Here is a 21,366-nt window from a genome sequence, read left to right as displayed (position 1 = left end):
TGCGCCATCAAAGCCGCCAGCCCACCCAAGGGCGCCCCCGCCGGTGACGTCGGAGACGTTGCCGTCCAACTCCGCGGAATCACCAAGCGGTTCCCCGGAGTCGTCGCCAACCACGACATCGACATCACCGTGCGACGCGGCACCGTGCACGCCCTCGTGGGCGAGAACGGCGCGGGCAAGTCCACCCTGATGAAGATCCTCTACGGGATGCAGCGCCCCGACGAGGGCACCATCGCCCTCGACGGCGCACCCGTGGAACTGCACTCCCCGGCGGACGCCATATCCCGCGGGGTGGGCATGGTGCACCAGCACTTCATGCTCGCCGACAACTTCACCGTGCTGGAGAACGTCGTCCTCGGCGCGGAGAAGCTGCACGGCATCGGCGGCAAGGCGCGCGCCCGCATCAAGGAGATCTCCGACGCCTACGGGCTGGGCGTCCGCCCGGACGTCATGGTCGAGGACCTGGGCGTGGCGGACCGCCAGCGCGTGGAGATCCTCAAGGTCCTCTACCGCGGCGCCCGCACCCTCATCCTCGACGAGCCCACCGCGGTCCTCGTCCCGCAGGAGGTCGACGCGCTCTTCGCCAACCTCCGCGACCTGAAGGCCGAGGGCCTGACCGTCCTGTTCATCTCCCACAAGCTGGGTGAAGTCCTCGCCGTGGCCGACGACATCACCGTCATCCGGCGCGGTACGACGGTGGCCTCGGTCGTCCCCTCCGAGACCGACCCGCGGCGGCTCGCCGAGCTGATGGTCGGCAGCGAACTGCCCTCGCCGGAGACGCGCGACTCCACCGTCACCGACACCGGGATGCTGACCCTGGACGGCGTGCGGCTCACCGCCACCGACGTGGACGGCGTCGAACGGGCCGTCCTGGACGACATCGGTTTCACCATCCGCAAGGGCGAAGTCCTCGGCATCGCCGGGGTCGAGGGCAACGGCCAGGCCGAACTGGTCGAGGCCATCATGGGCATGCGCGACCCCGACGCGGGCACCATCACCCTCGACGGCGCCGACATCTCCCACGTCCCCACCCGCAAGCGGCGCGAGGACGGCATCGGCTACATCCCCGAGGACCGCCACCGGCACGGCCTGCTGCTGGAGGCTCCGCTGTGGGAGAACCGGATCCTCGGCCATGTCACCCAGGCACCCAACAGCAAGGGCGGCCTGCTCAACCCGGCCGCCGCCCGCCGTGACACCGAACGCATCGTCGCCGCGTACGACGTCCGCACCCCCGGCATCGAGGTCACCGCGGCCTCGCTGTCCGGCGGCAACCAGCAGAAGCTGATCGTCGGCCGCGAGATGAGCCACCACCCCAAGCTGCTCATCGCCGCGCACCCGACGCGCGGCGTGGACGTCGGCGCGCAGGCGCAGATCTGGGACCAGATCCGCACCGCGCGCCGCGAGGGCCTGGCCGTGCTGCTGATCTCCGCCGACCTGGACGAGCTGATCGGCCTGTCCGACACCCTGCGGGTCATGTACCGGGGCCGCCTGGTCGCCGACGCCGACCCCGCCACGATCACCCCGGAGGAGCTGGGCTCGGCCATGACCGGCGCGGCGTCCGGCCACCTGGAACACCCCGCCGAGGACGCTGCCGCCGAGGTCACGACCGGGGGAGAGGACCGATGAAGAAGTTCGACAAGGAGCGGGTGCTCCTCGCGGTCGCGGCCCCGCTGCTCGCACTCGTCGCCGCGTTCCTCCTGACCGCCCTGGTGCTGGCCGCCACCGGCAAGGCCCCGTTCAACGCCTTCGGCATCATGTTCGACTACGGCATCAAGTCGGACAGCCAGGTCTACATCCTCAACAAGGCGACGACGTACTACCTGGCGGGTCTCGCGGTGGCCATCGGCTTCCGGATGAACCTGTTCAACATCGGCGTCGACGGCCAGTACCGGCTCGCCGCCTTCTTCGCCGCGGTCGTCGGCGGGGCGCTCAAGCTGCCCGGCCTGGTGCAGATCCCGCTGATCATCCTCGTCGCCATGCTGGTCGGCGCGATGTGGGCGTCCATCGCCGGACTGCTCAAGGTCTACCGCGGCGTCAGCGAGGTGATCAGCACCATCATGCTGAACTCCCTCGCGGGCATCCTCGTCAGCTATCTGCTGGTCGACGGGCGGCTCGCCGAGCTGGACAAGCAGACCAACATCGTGTCCACCGAGCCGCTGCCCGCCTCCAGCCACTTCTTCACCATCCCGGCCGGCGGCGACCTCGACCCGGTCTTCGGCTTCATCGTCGTCGCCGCGCTCGCCGGGGTCGGCTTCTGGTTCCTCCTCGGCCGCACCCGCTTCGGCTTCGACCTGCGCGCGGTGGGCCGCTCCGAGTCCGCCGCCCAGGCCAGCGGCGTCGACGTCAAGCGCATGGTGCTCACCAGCATGCTGCTCTCCGGCGGGATGGCCGGGCTCATCGGCATGCCGACCCTGCTCAACGACACCCACCAGTTCACCTCCGACTTCCCGCAGGGCATCGGCTTCACCGGTATCGCCATCGCCCTCCTCGGCCGCAACAACCCGGTCGGCATCGCGCTGGCCGCGGTGCTGTGGGGCTTCCTGGAGCGCGGCGCCAACCGGCTGGAGTTCGAGGGCTACGACAAGGAGATCGTCGGGGTCATGCAGGGCGTGATCGTCCTGTGCGTCGTCATCGCGTACGAACTGGTGCGCCGCTACGGCCTCAAGCGCCAGCAGCAGCGGGTGGGCGCGGAACTCGCCGCCCAGGCCCGTAAGGGCGAGAAGAAGAAGGAGGTGGCGGTATGAGCGCCACGGCTACCGCCACCAAGAGCACCGCACCCGGGAAGGCCCCGAAGCGCGGGCCCCGGATGTCCGTCGCCACGGTGCTGCTGATCATCGCCGGGACGCTGGTCGCGCTGTCCGTGCTGCGCGCCCTGGCCGGCGCCACGCAAGCGTCCGCCTTCGAGAACATCACCTCCTCCGGCCAGATCGGCGCCGCCCTCTCCATGGCCGTGCCCATCGGGCTCGCCGGGCTCGGCGGGCTGTGGGCCGAGCGGGCGGGCGTCGTCAACATCGGCCTCGAAGGCATGATGATCCTCGGCACCTTCTTCGGTGCCTGGGCGGGCTACCAGACCAACCCCTGGGTGGGCGTCCTCGCCGGGGTCCTCGGCGGCGCGGTCGGCGGGCTGGTGCACGCGATCGCCACCGTCACCTTCGGCGTGGACCACATCATCTCCGGTGTCGCGATCAACATCCTCGCGCTCGGCGCCACCACCTACCTCGCCAAGCGCTGGTTCGAGCCGCTGTCCGACATAGGCGGCAGCCCCAAGCAGTCCCCGCAGGTCGACGACATCGCGTCGTTCACCGTGCCGGGCCTGTCCGACGGGCTGGCCACCGTCGAGAACCACCACTGGTTCCTGGTCTCCGACCTCGCGGGCCTGCTCGGCGGACTGGTCACCGACATCTCCGCGCTGACGATCGTCTCGATCCTGCTCTTCGCGGGCACCTTCTTCGTCCTGTGGAAGACCTCGTTCGGACTGCGGCTGCGGTCCTGCGGCGAGAACCCCACCGCCGCCGAGTCCCTCGGCGTCAACGTCTACCTCTACAAGTACGCGGCCGTCGTCGTCTCCGGCGGCCTCGCCGGACTCGGCGGCGTCTTCCTCGCCCTCGTCCGCTCCCACATCTACAACGAGGGCCAGACCGGCGGCCGCGGCTACATCGGCCTCGCCGCCATGCTCTTCGGCAACTGGCGGCCCGGCGGCCTGGCCATGGGCGCGGGCCTCTTCGGCTACTCCGACGCCCTCCAGCTGCGCAACGGCGGCGCCACCGTCCACGCGCTGCTGCTCCTGGTGGCCCTCGGACTCGCCCTCCTGGCGGGCTGGCGGCTCTACCGTAAGAGGTACATCGCGGGCGCGGTGTGCGGCGGCGCCGCGGTGCTGCTGGTGCTGTGGTACGCCCTGACGGACACCGTGGCCAACGACCTGGTCCCGGCGACCCCGTACATCGTCACCCTGCTGGTCATGGGGCTCGCCGCCCAGCGGCTGCGGATGCCCAAGGCCAACAACAAGCCCTACCGGAAGGGACAGGGCACATGACCACATCTGTCGCAGCGGCTCCCGACTGGGAGGCGCTGCGCGCGGCGGCCCGGGACGCCATGTCCCGGGCGTACGCCCCCTACTCCCGCTTCCCCGTGGGCGCCGCCGCCCTCGTCGACGACGGCCGCACGGTCAGCGGCTGCAACGTGGAGAACGCGGCGTACGGCGTCGCGCTGTGCGCCGAGTGCGGCCTGATCTCCGCCCTCTTCGCCACCGGCGGCGGCCGCCTCACCGCCTTCACCTGCTGCGACCGCGACGGGGCGGTGCTGATGCCGTGCGGCCGCTGCCGCCAGCTGCTGTGGGAGCACGGCGGCCCCGAGCTCCAGATGGACACGGCGTCCGGCATCCGCCCGCTCGCCGAACTCCTCCCGGACGCGTTCGGCCCGGCCGACCTGGCCCGCATCAGCGCGCCGTAACGCCCCAGCGCATCGCAAGAGCGCCCGTCACGCCCGTACGAAAGGCAACTCCGCCATGGACGCCATCTCCGTCATCCGAGCCAAGCGCGACGGCGGCCGCCTGAGCGACGCCCAGATCGACTGGATCATCGACGCCTATACGCGCGGCGAGGTCGCCCACGAGCAGATGTCCGCCCTCGCGATGGCGATCTTCCTGAACGGCATGGACCGCGCGGAGATCGCCCGCTGGACCGCCGCGATGATCGCCTCCGGCGAGCGGATGGACTTCTCCTCGCTGCCCCGCCCGACCGCCGACAAGCACTCCACCGGCGGCGTCGGCGACAAGATCACCCTCCCGCTGGCGCCCCTGGTCGCCGCCTGCGGGGCCGCCGTACCGCAGCTCTCCGGCCGGGGCCTCGGCCACACCGGCGGCACCCTCGACAAGCTGGAGTCCATCCCCGGCTGGCGGGCCTCACTGTCCAACGACGACATGCTCGACGTGCTGCGCTCCGTGGGCTCCGTCATCTGCGCGGCGGGCGACGGCCTCGCGCCCGCCGACAAGAAGCTGTACGCCCTCCGCGACGTGACCGGCACGGTCGAGTCGATCCCGCTCATCGCCTCCTCGATCATGTCCAAGAAGATCGCCGAGGGCACCGGCTCCCTGGTCCTGGACGTCAAGGTCGGCTCCGGCGCCTTCATGAAGGACGTGGCCGCCGCCCGCGAACTCGCCACCACCATGGTCGGCCTCGGCACCGACCACGGCGTCCGCACCACCGCCCTGCTCACCGACATGGCCACCCCGCTCGGGCTGACCGCGGGCAACGCGCTCGAAGTCCGCGAATCCATCGAGGTCCTGGCGGGCGGCGGCCCCGCCGACGTCGTCGAACTCACCCTCGCCCTGGCCCGCGAGATGCTCGACGCGGCCGGACTCCCCGACGCCGACCCCGCCAAGGCGCTCGCCGACGGCACCGCCATGGACGTATGGCGCCGCATGATCTCCGCGCAGGGCGGCGACCCCGACGCGTCGTTGCCGGTGGCCCGCGAACAGCACATCGTCACCGCGGAGTCCACCGGCGTCCTCACCCGCCTCGACGCCTACGCGGTGGGCGTCGCCGCCTGGCGGCTGGGCGCGGGTCGCGCCCGCAAGGAGGACCCCGTGCAGGCGGGCGCGGGCATCGATCGCGTACGCGCTGGAGGCCCTGGACGGCGCCACGGATTACGCCCCCGCCGACTCCGGCTTCACTCCGCGGCCGATCGTCCTGGAGCGCATCGCCTGACGACGGCGCGGCCGGGAGGGAGACCGTCTGCCGGGGACCCGGCCGGACGGTGGGAACCGGACCGCTGAAGGAGCCGCCGGGCGGCGCCGGAAAAGCGGTCGCCCAGCGCGATCAGGAAGGCGGTGGGCAGGAAGACCGCGTCGCAGACGAGGACGGCCAGCGACATGAACGGGATGCCGATGACGACGCCGATCGCCATGTGCTCCAGGGTCAGGACCGCCAGCAGGACGTTCTTGGCCGTCCGGTTCAGCAGGGCGAACGGGAAGGTCAGCTGGGCCACGACCGTGCCGTAGGTGAGCAGGAAGACCACCAGCATGTTGGCCGTGAGCACACTGCTCAGCCAGGGCCATGGCCGGTAGTAGTCCAGGTGCAGGGCGTAGTACACGGCGGTGCCGTCCTGCCACCGGGAGCCGAGGATCTTGTACCAGCTGGAGGTCAGGTAGAGCAGGCAGACCTGTGCGGCCACGACCAGCATCGCGCCGTTGTGCAGCATGGCGGTGAGCCCGTCCAGCACGGTGTGCGGCTGCCGCCCCGGGAACCAGCGGTTCACCGCGTACTGGAGCCCCTGAACGGCCCACGCCGCCCAGAGCGCCAGGGCCCAGCCGTCGAACTGCGGTCCGAAGGCCCACAGGAGCACGACCCCCAGCCCCTGCCATAGCAGCAGGTCCGTGCGCCCCGCCTGCCCCGGCGGCACGCCGGTCCTCCGGGCGCGGCGTGCGTCGAGGGACCAGACCTGCCCGCACCGGGTGAACACCAGGTAGACCGCCATCAGGCGGACGATGTTGTCACCGCCGTCGAGCACGAAGGGGTTCCGGGCCTGCAACGACAGCACCCCCGCCATGAACAGCACGGACGTGGCGCGGGTGCGCCAGCCGAGCATCAGCAGGACCGCGGCGACGATCACGCCGTGATAGACGAGTTCGAACCACCACCGCCCGCTGAACCAGGTCAGCACCGAGAAGGCGTGGTTGCCGGCGATGACCGACCCGGCCATCTCCCAGGACCAGGGGCTCCGGTCGCCGGTCAGCACCCGGCGGTGCGGCCATTCCCGCAGCAGGTTGACGACGACGACGAAGGCGAGACCGATGCGCAGCGCCGCCGCCTGGTAGGGCGCGTGGACGCGGCAGGCCTGGGAGACGAGCGCGGTGACCCGGCCGGGCGGGCGCGGGCCGGTGGCGTGGCCCGCCCCGGCCGGCCGCACCGCGGCCGTGCCACCGGGCGGCGGTTCCGCCGGGGCGGCGGGTGCGGGCACCAGCGGCCGACCGATGCCCTGGGCACGGGAGGGAACAGGCGGGGAGGCGGGCCGTCCGCCCATGTCGGGAGTCACGTCACAGTCCTCGGTAGTCCTGGCCCGCTACCGGCCACCAGGGCAGCACCCGGTACGACCGGTGTGGGGCGGCGGTCTTCTCCGAGCTCCACCGCGGCGGTGGTACCGCCTCGGTGAGGCATCGCACCTGAATGCCGGTCACCGGCCTCCCGTTCCGTTCCGGACCGACCCGTCGCAGCACCGTCCGCTTCAGATGACGCGTGGACAAATCGCCCTGGACGCCGATGGGGCGTTCGCCCTTCGGCTCGTGCCACGCCTGGTAGAAGGTCCACGCGACCGGGATGAGGTCCTGGTCCACATGGCTGGGTGCCGGGTTGTTCCGGATGGCGGCGATGTCCTCGGCCGTCAGGTCCTGCCACCGCCCCGTGTGCGCGGCGCCTGTGCCGGTGCCCGTCCGCACCCGCACCTGAAGGGCGAACGCGGACTGGGGCGGGTCCGGTGCGAACAGCTTCCAGTTCTGGTCGAACTGCGGGTGGACGTAGCCGTCGATGGCCTTGCGGTAGTGCCGGTTGATGGAGTTCGGCGGCGTGACGCTGAGGACCATCGCCGTCAGGTGCCAGAGGACCGCGCCGAGCAGTACGACGGCGCCCGCCGTCAGGACGGCGAGCGGGAATCCGGACAACGCCGCGGCGTCGGGCCCGGCCTGCTGCCGCACGATGCTCCTTCGGCCGTGCTCGCCGCTCACACCGGCTTGGGGACGGGCCCGATGGGCTTCCCACCGGCCGCGGGGTTGGGCGTTTCGATGCCGCCATGGCGGGTGTCGCAGTCGTTCTGCTGAGCACCGGCGCGCGACGACTGGTTGACGCACCGGCTGCCGGACCCGGCGTCGTCGACGCCGGGGAACGGAATGAAGTCGGAGCCCGATCCGGGGAAACGCCACCGGTGTGTCTCCGCCCCGTCGGCCGCGCCGCCGAACACCAGGGCCCCGATGACCGCGCCCACCAGGAGGACCACTCGAACCAGTTTCACGTGCTCTGCCTTCTCTGCCGTTGCCTGTCGCTGAGGCGATTCGCCTGTGCGTTTCGTCCGTGCGCGACAGCCTCCACCGGGTCACGAATGGCGGAATCCGCGACACGTCCGGTCGAAGGGCGATTCACCCGGATGGCGCACGGTCCGGGAGGCGGTGACGGCCATGTGGCGCTCCAGATGCTGCTGCTCGGCCTGGTCTTCAACGCCATCGCCCTCGCCTCCGACAGCGTCCGGGGCCTGGCCGCCGCCACCGCAACGCACGGCCAGGTTTGTTCGATGCGACCCCGTCGTACGGCGTAGGCTGCGGGGCCGCCCTTCTCGACAGCGCTGTAGATCGCTTGGCGGAGTCCACCGGTGTGCTCACCCGCCTCGACGCCTACGCGGTGGGCGTCGCCGCCTGGCGGCTGGGCGCCGGGCGGGCCCGCAAGGAGGACCCCGTGCAGGCGGGCGCGGGCATCGAGATCCNCGCGTACGCGCTGGAGGCCCTGGACGGCGCCACGGATTACGCCCCCGCCGACTCCGGCTTCACTCCGCGGCCGATCGTCCTGGAGCGCATCGCCTGACCCCGGAGGGTCCTCAACGGGGAGGGCGCGGCGCGTAATTGGTTTGATCGCGCCGCGCCCTCCCGCGTATCCTCGTACGCATGTACACAGGCACCTGGTTCATGAGGCCCCGCACCCGCCGCTGACGGCGGCGCACCGAGCCTTCTCCCTGCCCGCCGTTCCGGCCCTCCGCCGGGCGGCCTCTCTTCTGCTGCCCGGCTCCATCCCGAGCTGCGGAGCACCCTGTGTCTTCCTTTCCCCCCGCGGGCTCTTCGAGCCTGCCCCGAACCGAACTCCCCTCCCCGGCCCCGGTCGGCGACCGTGCCCATCTGCGCGCGGATGACATCACCGTCACCCGTGGCGCGCGGCAGATCCTCCGGGGCGTGTCCGTCACCGTCTCCGCCCGCTCCCGGCTGGCCATCGTCGGCGAGAACGGCCGCGGCAAGACCACGCTGCTGCATGTGCTCGCCGGTCTCCTCACGCCCGACAGCGGCACGGTGCACCGGGCGGGCACCTTCGGTCTGGCGCGGCAGGCCCTGCACTCCCGCTCCGGCGAAACCGTCGGCACACTGACGGCCGACGCGCTGCGGAGCGCCCACGCCGCCCTGCGCGCCCTGGACCTGGCCGCCGAGGACCTCGCCCGGGGCGCCGACGGCGCGGACGACCGGTACGCCGACGCGCTGGACGCCGCCACACGGCTGGACGCCTGGGACGCCGACCGGCGCGTCGACATGGCCCTGGAGGCGCTGCATGCGTGCACCGACCGGACCCGTGAGCTGGCCACCCTGTCCGTGGGACAGCGCTACCGGGTGCGGCTGGCCTGTCTGCTGGGCGCCTGGCACGACATCCTGCTGCTCGACGAGCCGAGCAACCACCTCGACGCCGACGGCCTGGCCTTCCTCACCGACCGCCTGCGCGGCCACGGCGGGGGCGTCGCCCTGGTCAGCCATGACCGTGCCCTGCTGCGCGACGTCGCGAGGGAGTTCCTCGACCTCGACCCCACCCAGGACGGGCGCCCCCGCGCGTACGCCGGTGGCTACGAGGCGTGGCAGGACGGCCGCCGCCGGGACCGCGAGCGGTGGGCCCAGGACTACGAGGAACAGCAGGCCGAGCACCGCAGGCTGACCGTCGCCGTCGACCAGGCCCGCGATCGCCTCAGCACTGGCTGGCGCCCAGCGAAGGGCACCGGCAAGCACCAGCGCCAGTCGCGGGCGCCGGGCGTGGTGCAGGCGCTCAACCGCGAGCGGGAGGCGCTGGAGGCCCACCGCATCACCGTGCCCGAGCCGCCGCTGTCGCTGCGGTGGCCCGCGCTGCCCACCCGCCCCGGCTCCGCGCTGGTCCGCGCGGAGGAGGTGGCGGTCGCCGGGCGGCTGAACGGCCCGGTGACCCTCGACGTCGACGGCGGGGACCGGCTGCTCATCACGGGCGAAAACGGCTCAGGCAAGTCCACCCTGCTGTCCGTCCTCGCCGACGCCCTCACTCCGACGAGCGGCACGGTGCGCCACCTCGCCGGTGCGCGGGTGGCCATGGTCGCCCAGGAAGTCCCGTCCTGGCCGGGGGAGTTCACCGCCCGGCAGGTGTACGACCGGCACGTGGGTCGGCTGACCGTTCGCGGCGCGGTGCCCGAGCGCGACCTGCTGCCGCTGGGCGCGACCGGCCTGCTGGACCGCGAGGCGATGCGTACCCCGGTGGCCCGCATGTCCCTGGGCCAGCAGCGCCGTCTCGACCTGGCGCTGCGCCTGGCCACCCGCCCCCACCTGATCATCTTCGACGAGCCCACCAACCACCTCTCGGCGGTGCTCGTCGACGAGTTGACCACGGCCCTGCGCGACACCCCGGCCGCCGTCATCGTCGCCACCCACGATCGGCAGCTCCTGGCCGACCTGGCGCCGTGGCCGCGCCTGCACCTCACCCCGGGGTAAACCGGTGGGCGGCAGCGGCGTCCGTCATTACGCTGACGCCCATGCCGCCCGCCGACCGCCTGCTCGCCTTCGCGGCGATGTCGTTCCTGCTGATCGTCGTGCCCGGCCCCAGCGTGCTGTTCGTGATCGGACGCGCGCTGGCGCAGGGCCGCCGCGCCGCCCTGACCTCGGTCCTCGGCAACACCCTCGGCGCGTACACCCTCGTCGTGGCCGTGGCACTCGGGGTCGGGACGCTCGTGGAGCGCTCGGTCCTCGTCTTCACGGCGCTCAAGCTGGCAGGGGCGGCGTACCTGGTGTACCTGGGCGTGAAGGCCATACGGCAGCGCCGCTCCCTGCCCGCCGCCCTCACCGGCGGCGGCCCCACCGACCACGGCAGCCTGCGCACGTTGGGCGAGGGGTTCGCCGTCGGTGTGGCGAACCCCAAGACCATCGTCTTCTTCGCCGCCGTCCTCCCGCAGTTCGTGGACCGCGGCGACGGCCACGTGGCGCTCCAGATGCTGCTGCTCGGCCTTCTCTTCAACGCCATCGCCCTCGCCTCCGACAGCGTCTGGGGCCTGGCCGCCGCCACCGCGCGGGGCTGGTTCACCCGCTCTCCCGACCGCCTCGCCCTGGTCGGCGGCGCGGGTGGCCTCACGATGATCGGCCTCGGCGTCACGGTCGCCGCGACGGGCCGCAAGGACTAGCCCTCGCCGTCGACGGCCTCCACCGCGGCGGGGACGAGCACGACCTCCTGCGGGGTCCAGCAGTCCGAGCGCTCGGTGGCCACGTCGGCGGAGCACCCGCGGCACACGAGGTTCGGGCCGTCGCAGCCGTCCAGGCCGCAGCAGCCGTTCCGCCGTCCGCGCAGCGAGGTCAGTTCGGTGCCGCGCACATCGGCCCGGGCCAGGACGATGCCGGTCAGCCCCGCGCGCCGGAGCCCCAGGGCGGCTCCCGGGACCCGTGGCCGGAAGACGCGCTCCCCGGCCTCGGGCGGATCGTAGGCGAAGGTGCCCGGACGCATCCGCGGCGGGCACTCCTCGCCCTTCGCCAGCTCGTACGGCGCCGGGGCGCTGTCCTCGTCGGGCAGCGGCACCTCGCGTACGGGCGCGGTGACCTCGCCGTGGCAGCGGCGGCAGCGGAAGACGACCATGCGTGCCATTGTCCGCGGCCGCGGAACCTCGTACTTCACACCCGTCACACCCCTCGGCGTTTCGGCCACCCCCGGCCGGGCCGGAAGCCCTGCGGTGGGCAACCACGCGTTCGATGGCCCCGCATTCCCGGGCCGCCGCTTCGTCCGGAATCGCGCGCGTTCGATTGAGCCCCTGATCATCGAACAGGGCGGGTACGACGAACTCGTCCACGCGGGCGGGCTCTTCGCCGAGCTGGTGGCGCTGGCCAAGACCGCCAGGAGACTCCGGCTCACCGCGACACGGTGGCGAGGACGTCCTGGCCCAGCCGCTGGACGACATCCGTGGCGAGCCGGTGCCGGACCAGCTTGCCGTCCCGGGTGGAGCGCACCAGGCCCGCGTCGCGCAGAATCCGCAGCGTGCGGGAGACCTGCGGTTCGCTGGAGCCGAGCCGGGCGGCCAGCTCCGAGGTGGTGATGGGCTCGCCCAGCAGATGACGGCACAGCTCCATCCGGGCGGGCGAGGTCAGCGCCATCAGCCGGTCGTGCAGATCGCGCAGGGTCAGCTGGCCGTCCGAGGTGGCGCGGCGGGCCGGGTACTGCACCACCACGCACGACGGGTGCTCGTGCTTGACCGTCAGATGCGGCCACACCCGGGCGGACGGGACGAGGACGAGGGGACGCGGGGCCACCTTCACCTCGTCGATCTGGAGCTTGTCCAGCCGTACCCGTTCGCCCGGCCCGACCCGGGCCGCCGTGGGCAGCAGTTCGGTGAGCACGTCCGCGGGCGAGCGAAGCGAGGTGGGGGTCCCCCCGGCCGAAGTCCCCCAGCCTTCGGCCGGGGGTGCCCCCTGGGGGAGTGCCGTCAGCCGGCGGCGCACCTCGCGCGCATGGTCCTCCAGGGCCGGCCGCAGGGTGCGCCAGTCCTCGGCGAAGAACGCGGTGTCGGCGGCCCGCAGCACCGCCACCAGCCGGTCCCGCAGCTCCGACGGTGCCGCCACCAACTGCCGCGCCAGTTCCCCGCGGGCGTATGAGCGGCGCAGGCAGCGGCGGGCGTAGTCCTCCGCGGCGGCGGTGCCGGGGCGCAGCTCGCGGGCGGGCGGCACGTGCTGCACGGCGGTGCCGAGGATTCCGGGCGCCACCAGAGCGAGGAAGTCGTCCTCCGGCAGCTCCTCCACCGCCGCCAGCTCCTCGTCGAGGCTCGCCACGTACGGCACACGCGGTGGCACCGCCCGGGGCGGCACCGTACGGGGAAAGAACAGGCGGCAGCGGAAGCGGGCCCACAGCGGGGCGAACACGGACAGCTCGTCGCGCAGCTCGGGCCCCGCCGCGGCGGCGCGGGCCGTCCAGTCGGCGGCCTCCGGGTGGTGCTCCGGTTCGGCGAGGATGTGCAGGCTCGCCATCAGTTCCGACATCGCGCAGGGCGCCGCCACGAGGTCCGCGGGGCCGAGCCCTCCGAGGTCGAGGACGATGCTCACGCTGTCAGCGTACGGCCGGGCTCACCGTACGGGCGCGCCCGGGCCGAGCGGGATGCCCAGCAGGTACCAGAGGAAGAACAGCAGCACCCACACCACCAGCATGATCATGGCGACCGGCAGGGTGAAGGAGACCAGGGTGCCGATCCCGGCCTTGCGGCGGAGGGTCTGGAGGTAGCCGACGCAGAGGATGAACGAGGTGCTCATGGGGGTGATGGAGTTCGTACAGGAGTCGGCGATGCGGTACAGGGCCATGGTGACGGCCGGGCTGGTGCCGAGCAGCATCAGCATGGGCACCAGCGCGGGGGCGACCAGGGCCCACAGGGCGGAGCCGGAGGTGATGAGGAGGTTCAGCAGCGCGACCGCGGCGATCAGCAGGGAGAACAGCACCAGAGTGGGCGCGCCCAGCTGCTTGAGGAAGTCCGCGCCTTCGACCGCGACGACCGTGGAGATGTTCGTCCACTTGAACAGGGCGAGGAACTGGGACACGGCGAAGAAGAGCACCAGCAGCGGCGCGATGGAGCGCACCCCGTCCGCCATGAACTCCGGGATGGCGCGGCTCCCGCTGATCCGCCCGGTGAGCCGCCCGTACACGGCGCCGATGAGCAGGAAGAAGACGGTGAGGAAGACGGCGATGGCGTTCATGAAGGTGGACTCCACGATCGCGCCGCCCTCGCCGCGGAGCGGCGACGCGTCGGGGAGCATCGCGAGCACGATCAGCGCGGCGTAGCCGAGCGCGGCCAGCCCGGTCAGCTTCAGGGCCCGTACCTCGGTGGTGTCGTCGACCTCGGCGGCGACGCCCCGCCCCGCCGCGGCGGCCTCCAGATCCGCGTCCGGGGTCAGGTGGTGCTCGCGCTTGGCGAGGACCTTGTCCACGACCAGGGCGATCGTGCCGGCCAGCACGAACGCCGAGACGGTGGTGAAGTACATGTTGTCCGTCGCGCGGACCACCACGTCCTTGTCGACGAGCTGCGCCGCCTCGGTGGCCACCGAGGCGAACAGCGCGTCACCGGGGGCGATCAGCGGGTTGGCGTCCCCCGCGGCGTTGATGGACACGAACGCGACGATCATGCCGAGCATGGGGGAGCGGCCCACGGCGCGGAAGGCCACCGCGCCGAGCGGGATGAGGACCACGTACGCGGAGTCGGACAGGAATTTCCCCAGGACGCCGCCCAGGGCCACGCCCAGGACGACGGTCCGCGGGGACAGGCCCGCCAGCATGCGGCGGGCCAGTGCCTCGAAGAGCCCCGACCGCTCGGCGACCGCGACGCCGAGCATCACCATCAGCACGGTGCCGAGCGGGCCGAAGGTGACGAAGGATTCCTCGGCGCCGGTGATCAGGTCCCGTACGGCTGCCGCCGACAGGGCACTGCGGACGCCGACCGGGTCACCCGAGGCCGGGTCCTCGACGTGCAGGCCGGTGGCGTGGAGGGCCCAGCTGACGCAGGCGACCACCCCGCCCAGGATCCAGAACAGCCAGAACGGGTGCGGCAGGGCGTTTCCCGCACGCTCGACCAGGTCGAGGAGCCGGGAGCCACGGCCACCCCCGTCCGGCTCGGTGACCTGCACCTCCTGGGTGCGGCTGGTGGGTGTACTCATGACGGCCTCCGGGGACCTTCGCTGGGATTGCGCTGCACAGTAGGTCGCGGGCCGGGTCCCGTCACCGTCCGGAGGAACAGTTGACCTCATGAGGTCAAGTGATCGCCATGCCCTGCGCCGCTGCTTAGCGTCACGGGCGTGACCTGCTACGACACCTCCCACGCCGACCGACCCGAATCCCTTGGGGGCGGCGCCCTGTGGCGCCGCACCCTGCGCATCCCGATGCGGGACGGCATCCGGCTCGCCGCCGACCTGTACTCCGCCTCACCCGAGCCGGAGGCGACCGCGCTTCCCGTGCTCCTGGAGCGCACCCCGTATGGGAGGCGGGCGCGGCGAGGCTCGGACCAGGACCGCGGCGGCGCGCCGATCCCGTGGCCCGAGGACATCGCCCGGCACTTCACCGAGGCCCGCTACCACGTCGTACGGCAGGACTGCCGTGGCCGTGGCGACTCCGAGGGAACCTTCGTGAAGTACCTCGGCGAGGGCCCGGACGGGGTGGACACGATCGACTGGCTCAGGAGCCGGCCGTGGTGTGACGGCAGGGTCGTGATGACCGGGGTGTCCTACTCCGCCCACGTCCAGGCGGCCGCGGCCGCCGAGGGGGTGACCGGGCTCGCCGCCATGTTCCAGGACTCCGGCGGCTTCTCGTCCGCGTACGACGCGGGGATGCGGATGGGCGGGGCCTTCGAGCTGAAGCAGGTGACCTGGGCGCTGCGGCACGCGGCGCTGAGCCCGGAGGCGGCGGCGGATCCGGTGCTGGCCGCGCACCTGCTGCGGGTGGACGTGGCGGGCTGGTTCGGCGCGATGCCGTGGCGGCCGGGCTGCACACCGCTGCGGCACCTGTCGGCGTACGAGGACTTCCTGCTGGAGCAGTGGCGGCAGGACGCCTTCGGGGACTACTACCGCACCCCGGCGATCTACGGGCGGGGCTTCTACGAGCGCTTCCCGGACGCGCCGAGCCTGCACATGGGCAGCTGGTACGACCCCTACGTCCGCTCCACCATCGAGAACTTCACCGCCCTGCGCGCGCTGAAGTCGGCACCCTCCTACCTGGTGATGGGCCCGTGGACGCACGGGCACCGCTGCGAGACGTACGCCGGGGACGTGGACTTCGGCCCGCGGGCGACCCTGGACGGCAACCTCGCCCCGTCGTACCTGGAGTTCCGCCGCCGCTGGTTCGACCGGGCGCTGGGCCGGGAAGGCGCGGCGGATCCGGACAGCGGAGACCTCCATTGCGCCGGCGACCTCCCCACCGTCCAGTACTTCCTGATGGGCGGCGGCGACGGCCGACGGGACGCGGCCGGGCGGATGCGGCACGGCGGCGCGTGGCGCACCGCCACCCAGTGGCCACCGGCGTCGACGGCGCCCGTCGCCCTGTACCTCACGGCCGACGGCGCCCTCACCCCCGCCCCTCCCACCGCGGCCGCCGCGTCCGTGACCTACGACTTCGACCCGCGCCGCCCGGTCCCCACCATGGGAGGCCAGGTCACCTCGGGCGAGCCGGTGATGACCGGCGGGGCGTACGACCAGAACGCCCCGGACGCCAGGGTGTACGGGGCGAGCGAACCCTATCTGCCGCTGGACTCCCGCCCGGACGTGATCAGCCTGACCACACCGCCGCTCGAACGGGACGTGGTGGTCGCCGGTCCGGTGTCGGCCAGGCTCCACATCTCCACCACCGCCCCGGACACCGACTTCACCATCAAGCTGATCGACGTCCATCCGCCCAACGCCGACTATCCGCACGGCTTCGCCATGAACCTCACCGACGGCATCGTCCGCTGCCGCTTCCACCGCTCCTACGAGAAGCCCGAGTTGCTCACCCCGGGCCGGGTGTACGAGATCGAGGTCACCGCCCCCGACACGGCGAACCGCTTCGCCGCCGGTCACCGCATCCGGCTCGACATCTCCTCAAGCAACTTCCCCCGCTTCGACGTCAACACCAACACCGGCGAACCGGAAGCCGCCGCCCGCCGCACCGCCATCGCCGCGAACACCGTGCACATGGACGCCGAACGCCCCTCCCACCTGCGCGTGTGGGTGGAAGGAGGAGCGGAAGCGCTCACCCCCTAGGCTCGTCCCCATGACCAACGGGGATATGCGCTACGGACGCTGCGGCGCGTGCGGCCGCGCCGAGGTGTACCGGGGCGAGTACGTGGCGCAGGGCGGGCTTCGCCGGGCGGGATCGGGCGCGTTCGGGACGAAGAACGCCGTGTTCGACGCCTTCGTCTGCGCGGCCTGCGGGCATACCCAGCTGCACGTGCGGCTGGACCCGGGGATGTCGTCGCACATCCGGCGAAAGTTCGACTGGATACCGCCGCAGCAGGGCATGGCCGGGGACCCGACTGCGGGACGACGGCGGGGCCGGTGGTGACGTCAGCCGTGAAGGGTGTTGAGGACGGCGGCAAGCTGTCCGGGCGCGCTGACCATCGCCATGTGACCGGTGTCGAGGTCGATGACGTCGGCCCGGAGCAGCGCGATGGAGCGTTGCTGGAGTTCCTCGACGTAGCACTGGTCCCGCTTGAGGTGCACATACGTCCGGGGGATCTGGCGTCGGTAACCGCTCAGGTCCACGGTCTCGCGCAGCAGGGCGGCCGAGTCGTCGGTCAGCTGGTCCAGGGTGGACGCGGCGGTCGCTTCATCCATGTCGTTGCACAGCATCGCGGCGGCACCTTCGCGGGTCTGGCGGTAGACACCGTCGGTGATCGACTGCTCGACCAGCTCCCGCACCTCCGGGTCGATCTGGTCGAGCACCCGGGTTCGGTCCGCCGGCACCACGGCCGACACGAGGACGACGTGCCGGATCCGGTCGGGGATGAGGTCCAGGACGCGGGGGACCGTGACTCCGGCGAAGGAGTGGCCGACCAGGACAACGTCCCGCAGGTCCTTCGCCTCGACCTCCTCGCGGACCGCGTCGGCGCAGTCCGCGAGAGTGACGGTGCACAGGTCGACGTCGGCCCTGGTCCCGCGCCCCGGAAGGTCGACTGCCAGCGCTTCCGCGCGCAGGTGGGGGATCAGCGCGTCCCAGCAGTCCGCGCCGAAGCCCGCGCCGTGGATGAGTACGAACGCCATGGTCGGCCTCCTCGTCACCATTCGACACGTTATTTGAATTCAGTTCTGTATGGGAGTCCCGCCGCGGGACAAAAAATGATGAATGGAGCGCGAGGCATGCCGTGCGGGCCGTGGCCGACGCGGTTCCAGCAGGCCTCGGAGTCCTCGTCGGTCGGGGTACGGCCCGGCCTCGGGACGCCGGGCGACGGACGCGGCAGCGGGCGGCAGCGTGATGGGCGCAGACGCGTATGGGCCCGGGATCTGTGCGCATGGCCGCCGGCCGGTGCCGGAGGTTCAGTGGTCGTCGGGACCGCCGTTCCGGGCGGGGCGGCGGCAGGACTCGGACACTCGCGAGCCACTCCGGTCGGAAGAGGAATCAGTGATCTGGCAGAGCCCGGCCCTCGCCGTCGACGGCCTCCATCACGGGCGGCGACGAGCACGACCTCCTGCGGGGTCCAGCAGTCCGAGCGCTCGGTGGCCACTTCGGCCGTGTGCCGCTGAGGCGTGGCGATCAGCCGAGGAGTGAGGCCGGAACGACCGTGCGGGCGCGCTCGTGGAGTTCGCGTGCGGCCCGGTTTTTGAGGTGGGGCTGGAGCAGCCCGAACATGGCCGCCATGCGTTGATCCGCGCGCCCCGACTGCACCAATGGGTAGTCGTCCAGGGCCTGATGCCAGGTGGCGCATGCTGCTTCCAGGTAGCCGATGTGCAATTGGCGTTCCGCAAGCATGGCGCGCTGGCGAACCCTTCCGCGCCGATAGACGCTGGCACGAAGTGTGTCCGCCTGCGTCATAGCGTCGATCGACCCCCGCACATCGCCCAATTCGTAACGCACCTGACTGGCGTGGTAGTTCAGCGATGACGGGTCGTAGGAACCGAACGCCTTCTCCCTGGACTCGGCCTTGTCCATGGCGACTTCCGCCTCCCGGAGGTGCGCAAGCGCCCTGTCGCGATCACCGACCTGCGCCGCCGCATGCGCCTGCTGCCCTGCGAGAAAGGCCCGCATCCGGGGTCCCGCCTGCGGGGAAGCCGCAGCGGCGGCATCGGCCAGTCGCATGGCCTGTTGGCCGTGGCCCAGGTCGACGGCCTGCACACTCATGCCGCGCAGGGTTGTGCAGTAGGTCAGGTGATCCTCGGAGGCTCCGGCCAGTTCCAGAGCCTTCATGTAGTACTGCTGCGCGAGCCCGTGCGCCCCTTCGTCGACCGCCATGTACCCCGTGAGGTAGCAGAGATCCGATGCTGCCGACATCATCGCTTTACGAGTCGAGTCTGTTGCGTCAGCCCTCAGATGTGGTGCCACCGTGTTCACCAAGAACGCGGCGGCCATAGGGCGCGCGTGACGACCGCCGAACTGGTCGTCCAGCTCTGAAATGCGCTCGGTCATGGCGATGACCGTATGGACGTCATCCATTCCGATGCGCTGCGCTCTGCCGGTCTGGACGCTCTCCAGTCGGCCCACCGCGTCGTGCCAGTCGGGCACCGTCATCGCCACGGAGAAAAGGCTCGCACCGAGGACACTGCGACGGGATGGATCCATGTCCTGCCTCCCGAGGTCGACCAGTCCTTCCACGGTACTCGGGCGACCGTTCGACTCCCGTACGGACGACGGGAATCCGGCGTCCGCGTGGGTGATCGGCCGGTGCAGCCTGCGGGCCAGTGCTTCGAGGATCAGCGCGCGCCGTGCCTCGTTCGGCACGTGGCCCTTGAGCCAGGTGTGAACGGTTTGAGGCGTGTACGCGGTCGGCGTCCCGCGCTCCGTACCGACGCGGTTCACCGCCTGGGCGAACTGACGCAGCGTCCATCCCGTCTCGCGGAACAGCCGATCGAGGTCCTGGTTCGGCTCCCGGTTCCCCATGCCCCACCCTCCACTGCGCACAGTGCATTTGACGCTTTTGAAAGCTGCCGCGGCTTTCACGGTACTGCTCTGCGTAGCGGGGCGGTTGCCTAGAGCGAGAAGAGACCCCCGCGACCGTGCGACCGGTCCGGGGGCATGGCCAACGCTGAAGAGGAGCGTCAGCAGTGAAGAAGGCTATCGCCCGGATCCTCGAATGGGGGTTACGACTGCTGGTGCCCGCTCCGGGCTCACGCGAGGCAGCCGCTGCCCCGAAACGTACTCCCGTACCGGCTGCCCAGCCCCGTTTGTCGGTGTCTGTCTGCGCCGTGGACCCTCCCACGCTTCCGCTCCCGCGCATCCCCGTCGCCGACCGCTTCCCCATCGCGTGGGACACCGAACCCGTGCCGCTCTACATCGTCCGGTACGAGCAGCGTCGAGCGTTGGAAGCGACGCGGTGAGCGCGGACACGCCGCCTCCTCCTGAGCGCCCCACTCCGAAGGAGCTGGACCAGCGTGCGGAAGCACTGAAGAAGAAGATCGACAAGCACCTCGGGCGGGGGGCGGAGCATGACGGAGGAGACCCACCCTGCGCGGAGTACCAGAAGTACACCGAGCTACGCGAGCAGGCGAGGCAGGCCGGCGACTACCGGGCGGCGGCCGACTACGAACTGCTGCGCCGCCGGCACCCCACCCACGAAGCGCCGCATGCGATGGCCTGTTGGGGGCTGCCGACGTGAATCAGTCAGCGTCATACAGGGGCCCGCAACCGGGCCAGGAGGCTTACGACACCGTCACCGGGCGGGTCGGGGTGCTCCAGGCCATCTGTCACACCAACGAGCTTGCCTTCGATCACGGGACGCCTGGCCCGCTCGTCGCGTTCCTCCGCCCCCAGAAGGGCGGCCAGGAGTGGACGGCCGACCCAGGGAGCCTCGGGCCGGTCCCGCCGCCGGGAGGGATGGCATGGTGAGCCACGTGCCCGGGGCGCTGGCGTGCTGCCTGAGCAGGCGTCACGCCACTGGGCGGGGCGCCGGGTCGTCGCCCACAGCAGCAGGGCCGAGCAGCTGAATACCGCTCCCAGGACGGATACCCCCGTCCACCCGGCCGCCGCGTACGCCGTGGAGGAGCCGAGGGCGCTGCCGACCGAGTAGAAGACCATGTAGCCGCCGATGATTCTGCTTCCCGCGTCCGGGTGGACGGCGTAGATGAGGGACTGGTTGGTGACGTGCACGGCCTGGACGGCGAAGTCCAAGAGGACCGATCCGATCGCCAGGGCCCACAGCGACTGCCGGGTAAGGGCCAGCGGGAGCAACGACACGGTGAGCAGGACCAGCGCACCGCCCGTGGTCCGCCGCGCGAGACCGCGGTCGTTCCACCGGCCGCGGCTCTCGCCGCTCCGGCGAGCCCGAACGCACCGATCGCGGTGTGCGTCAGCACCAGGGGGACCGCTGAGGGGCTGGACGACACTGCTCCACAGCGTGCTGAAGGCCGCGCGGGCGAACTTCGAGGGGCGTGCCGGACATGGACTACGACGGAAGGCGGGCCGCCCGGGTGGTGCTGAAGAACACCGGCACGATCGGTGGAGCATGTTGCCTAACCGGCCACCTCGTACTGCCCCACCTCACGGAAGTAGCGCAGGGCTTCCGGGGAGCCGTCGTCGAGGGCGGCGCTGGCTGCGGCGCGCAGGGCGTCATTGATGTCCGGAGCCGCGAGCATGCGAGCTATGTAGACGGCGTCGTCCTCGGNCTGGGCCAGCCGGTAGCCGGTCTTCAGCCAGGCGCGCATCTCCTCTGGGGAGCCGTTGCTGAGGAGCTGGTTGGCCTCCTTGATGACTCGTTTGTCCT

At 71.8% G+C, this 21,366-nt stretch carries 18 protein-coding genes and 4 pseudogenes; 12 read left to right on the top strand and 10 right to left on the bottom strand.

Going from position 1 to position 21,366, the window contains the following annotated elements; genetic code table 11:
• Positions 1-6: 6 nt before the first annotated feature.
• The 5 genes and pseudogenes from LCH29_RS39135 to LCH29_RS39115 all read left to right on the top strand — a co-directional run bounded on the left by LCH29_RS39135 (position 7) and on the right by LCH29_RS39115 (position 5,705).
• Complete coding sequence (locus LCH29_RS39135) at positions 7-1,626, top strand: ABC transporter ATP-binding protein (RefSeq protein WP_446466457.1); 1,620 nt, start codon at positions 7-9, stop codon at positions 1,624-1,626.
• Positions 1,623-2,744: an ABC transporter permease gene (locus LCH29_RS39130; protein ID WP_446466436.1), complete on the top strand. Its 1,122-nt coding sequence runs from the start codon at positions 1,623-1,625 to the stop codon at positions 2,742-2,744. Before LCH29_RS39135 ends, LCH29_RS39130 begins: the two co-directional genes overlap by 4 nt.
• Positions 2,741-4,033, top strand: coding sequence for an ABC transporter permease (locus LCH29_RS39125; protein WP_446466435.1), 1,293 nt, complete (start codon positions 2,741-2,743; stop codon positions 4,031-4,033). The genes LCH29_RS39130 and LCH29_RS39125 overlap by 4 nt, the downstream gene beginning before the upstream one ends.
• Positions 4,030-4,449: a cytidine deaminase gene (locus LCH29_RS39120; protein WP_446466434.1), complete on the top strand. Its 420-nt coding sequence runs from the start codon at positions 4,030-4,032 to the stop codon at positions 4,447-4,449. The genes LCH29_RS39125 and LCH29_RS39120 overlap by 4 nt, the downstream gene beginning before the upstream one ends.
• Before the next feature lie 55 nt (positions 4,450-4,504).
• Positions 4,505-5,705: pseudogene (locus LCH29_RS39115) on the top strand (thymidine phosphorylase).
• On the opposite strand, the gene LCH29_RS39110 reads toward LCH29_RS39115, so the two are convergent.
• From LCH29_RS39110 to LCH29_RS39100, 3 genes are read right to left on the bottom strand one after another with little or no spacing between them, the layout of a single operon-like run.
• Positions 5,668-7,032, bottom strand: coding sequence for an HTTM domain-containing protein (locus tag LCH29_RS39110; RefSeq protein WP_446466433.1), 1,365 nt, complete (start codon positions 7,030-7,032; stop codon positions 5,668-5,670). The pseudogene LCH29_RS39115 and the gene LCH29_RS39110 sit on opposite strands and share 38 nt — an antisense overlap.
• A 1-nt stretch (position 7,033) precedes the next feature.
• Positions 7,034-7,687: a DUF5819 family protein gene (locus LCH29_RS39105; RefSeq protein WP_446466432.1), complete on the bottom strand. Its 654-nt coding sequence runs from the start codon at positions 7,685-7,687 to the stop codon at positions 7,034-7,036.
• A gap of 26 nt (positions 7,688-7,713) precedes the next feature.
• Entirely contained in the window at positions 7,714-8,001 is a 288-nt protein-coding gene (locus LCH29_RS39100) for a hypothetical protein (RefSeq protein WP_446466431.1), read from the bottom strand.
• A gap of 159 nt (positions 8,002-8,160) precedes the next feature.
• Between LCH29_RS39100 and LCH29_RS39095 the strand changes: the two are divergent.
• The 4 genes and pseudogenes from LCH29_RS39095 to LCH29_RS39080 all read left to right on the top strand — a co-directional run.
• Positions 8,161-8,256 (top strand): annotated as a pseudogene (locus LCH29_RS39095) (LysE family translocator); the annotation flags it as partial.
• Positions 8,257-8,342: 86 nt separating this feature from the next.
• A pseudogene (locus LCH29_RS39090) lies at positions 8,343-8,564 on the top strand (thymidine phosphorylase); the annotation flags it as partial.
• 224 nt (positions 8,565-8,788) lie between these two features.
• Positions 8,789-10,465: an ABC-F family ATP-binding cassette domain-containing protein gene (locus LCH29_RS39085; RefSeq protein WP_446466430.1), complete on the top strand. Its 1,677-nt coding sequence runs from the start codon at positions 8,789-8,791 to the stop codon at positions 10,463-10,465.
• Between the two features lie 41 nt (positions 10,466-10,506).
• Positions 10,507-11,148, top strand: coding sequence for a LysE family translocator (locus LCH29_RS39080; protein ID WP_446466429.1), 642 nt, complete (start codon positions 10,507-10,509; stop codon positions 11,146-11,148).
• Here the strand turns inward: LCH29_RS39080 and LCH29_RS39075 are convergent.
• The 3 genes from LCH29_RS39075 to LCH29_RS39065 all read right to left on the bottom strand — a co-directional run bounded on the left by LCH29_RS39075 (position 11,145) and on the right by LCH29_RS39065 (position 14,644).
• A complete protein-coding gene (locus tag LCH29_RS39075; protein ID WP_446466428.1) occupies positions 11,145-11,594 on the bottom strand; it encodes a hypothetical protein in 450 nt (149 codons plus the stop codon). The two genes, LCH29_RS39080 and LCH29_RS39075, sit on opposite strands and share 4 nt — an antisense overlap.
• 269 nt (positions 11,595-11,863) lie before the next feature.
• Positions 11,864-13,048, bottom strand: a complete 1,185-nt coding sequence (locus tag LCH29_RS39070; protein ID WP_446466427.1) for a DUF5937 family protein — start codon at positions 13,046-13,048, stop codon at positions 11,864-11,866.
• Positions 13,049-13,069: 21 nt separating this feature from the next.
• Positions 13,070-14,644, bottom strand: coding sequence for an AbgT family transporter (locus LCH29_RS39065; protein WP_446466426.1), 1,575 nt, complete (start codon positions 14,642-14,644; stop codon positions 13,070-13,072).
• Between the two features lie 138 nt (positions 14,645-14,782).
• On the opposite strand from LCH29_RS39065, the gene LCH29_RS39060 reads away from it, so the two are divergent.
• Both LCH29_RS39060 and LCH29_RS39055 read left to right on the top strand, forming a co-directional pair.
• Positions 14,783-16,717 carry a CocE/NonD family hydrolase gene (locus LCH29_RS39060; RefSeq protein WP_446466425.1) on the top strand — a complete coding sequence of 645 codons (1,935 nt, stop codon included), beginning with the start codon at positions 14,783-14,785 and terminating at the stop codon, positions 16,715-16,717.
• A gap of 10 nt (positions 16,718-16,727) precedes the next feature.
• On the top strand, positions 16,728-17,018 hold the full coding sequence (locus LCH29_RS39055; RefSeq protein ID WP_446466424.1) for a hypothetical protein: 291 nt from the start codon (positions 16,728-16,730) through the stop codon (positions 17,016-17,018).
• A gap of 2 nt (positions 17,019-17,020) precedes the next feature.
• Here LCH29_RS39055 and LCH29_RS39050 read toward each other — a convergent pair whose 3' ends face one another.
• Both LCH29_RS39050 and LCH29_RS39045 read right to left on the bottom strand, forming a co-directional pair.
• Positions 17,021-17,716 carry an alpha/beta fold hydrolase gene (locus tag LCH29_RS39050; protein ID WP_446466423.1) on the bottom strand — a complete coding sequence of 232 codons (696 nt, stop codon included), beginning with the start codon at positions 17,714-17,716 and terminating at the stop codon, positions 17,021-17,023.
• Positions 17,717-18,206: 490 nt separating this feature from the next.
• Positions 18,207-19,547 carry a tetratricopeptide repeat protein gene (locus LCH29_RS39045; RefSeq protein ID WP_446466422.1) on the bottom strand — a complete coding sequence of 447 codons (1,341 nt, stop codon included), beginning with the start codon at positions 19,545-19,547 and terminating at the stop codon, positions 18,207-18,209.
• Between the two features lie 433 nt (positions 19,548-19,980).
• On the opposite strand from LCH29_RS39045, the gene LCH29_RS39040 reads away from it, so the two are divergent.
• Complete coding sequence (locus tag LCH29_RS39040; RefSeq protein ID WP_446466421.1) at positions 19,981-20,262, top strand: hypothetical protein; 282 nt, start codon at positions 19,981-19,983, stop codon at positions 20,260-20,262.
• Positions 20,263-20,504: 242 nt separating this feature from the next.
• On the opposite strand, the pseudogene LCH29_RS39035 reads toward LCH29_RS39040, so the two are convergent.
• Together LCH29_RS39035 and LCH29_RS39030 are read right to left on the bottom strand one after the other, a co-directional pair.
• Positions 20,505-21,014: pseudogene (locus LCH29_RS39035) on the bottom strand (MFS transporter); the annotation flags it as partial.
• A gap of 101 nt (positions 21,015-21,115) precedes the next feature.
• On the bottom strand, positions 21,116-21,238 hold the full coding sequence (locus tag LCH29_RS39030; RefSeq protein ID WP_446466456.1) for a hypothetical protein: 123 nt from the start codon (positions 21,236-21,238) through the stop codon (positions 21,116-21,118).
• Positions 21,239-21,366: the final 128 nt, after the last annotated feature.

The sequence above is a fragment of the Streptomyces sp. BRA346 genome (assembly GCF_052851135.1).
The sequence above is the reverse complement of the archived record's forward strand: the minus strand, read 5'-3'. Positions and strand labels throughout refer to the sequence as shown.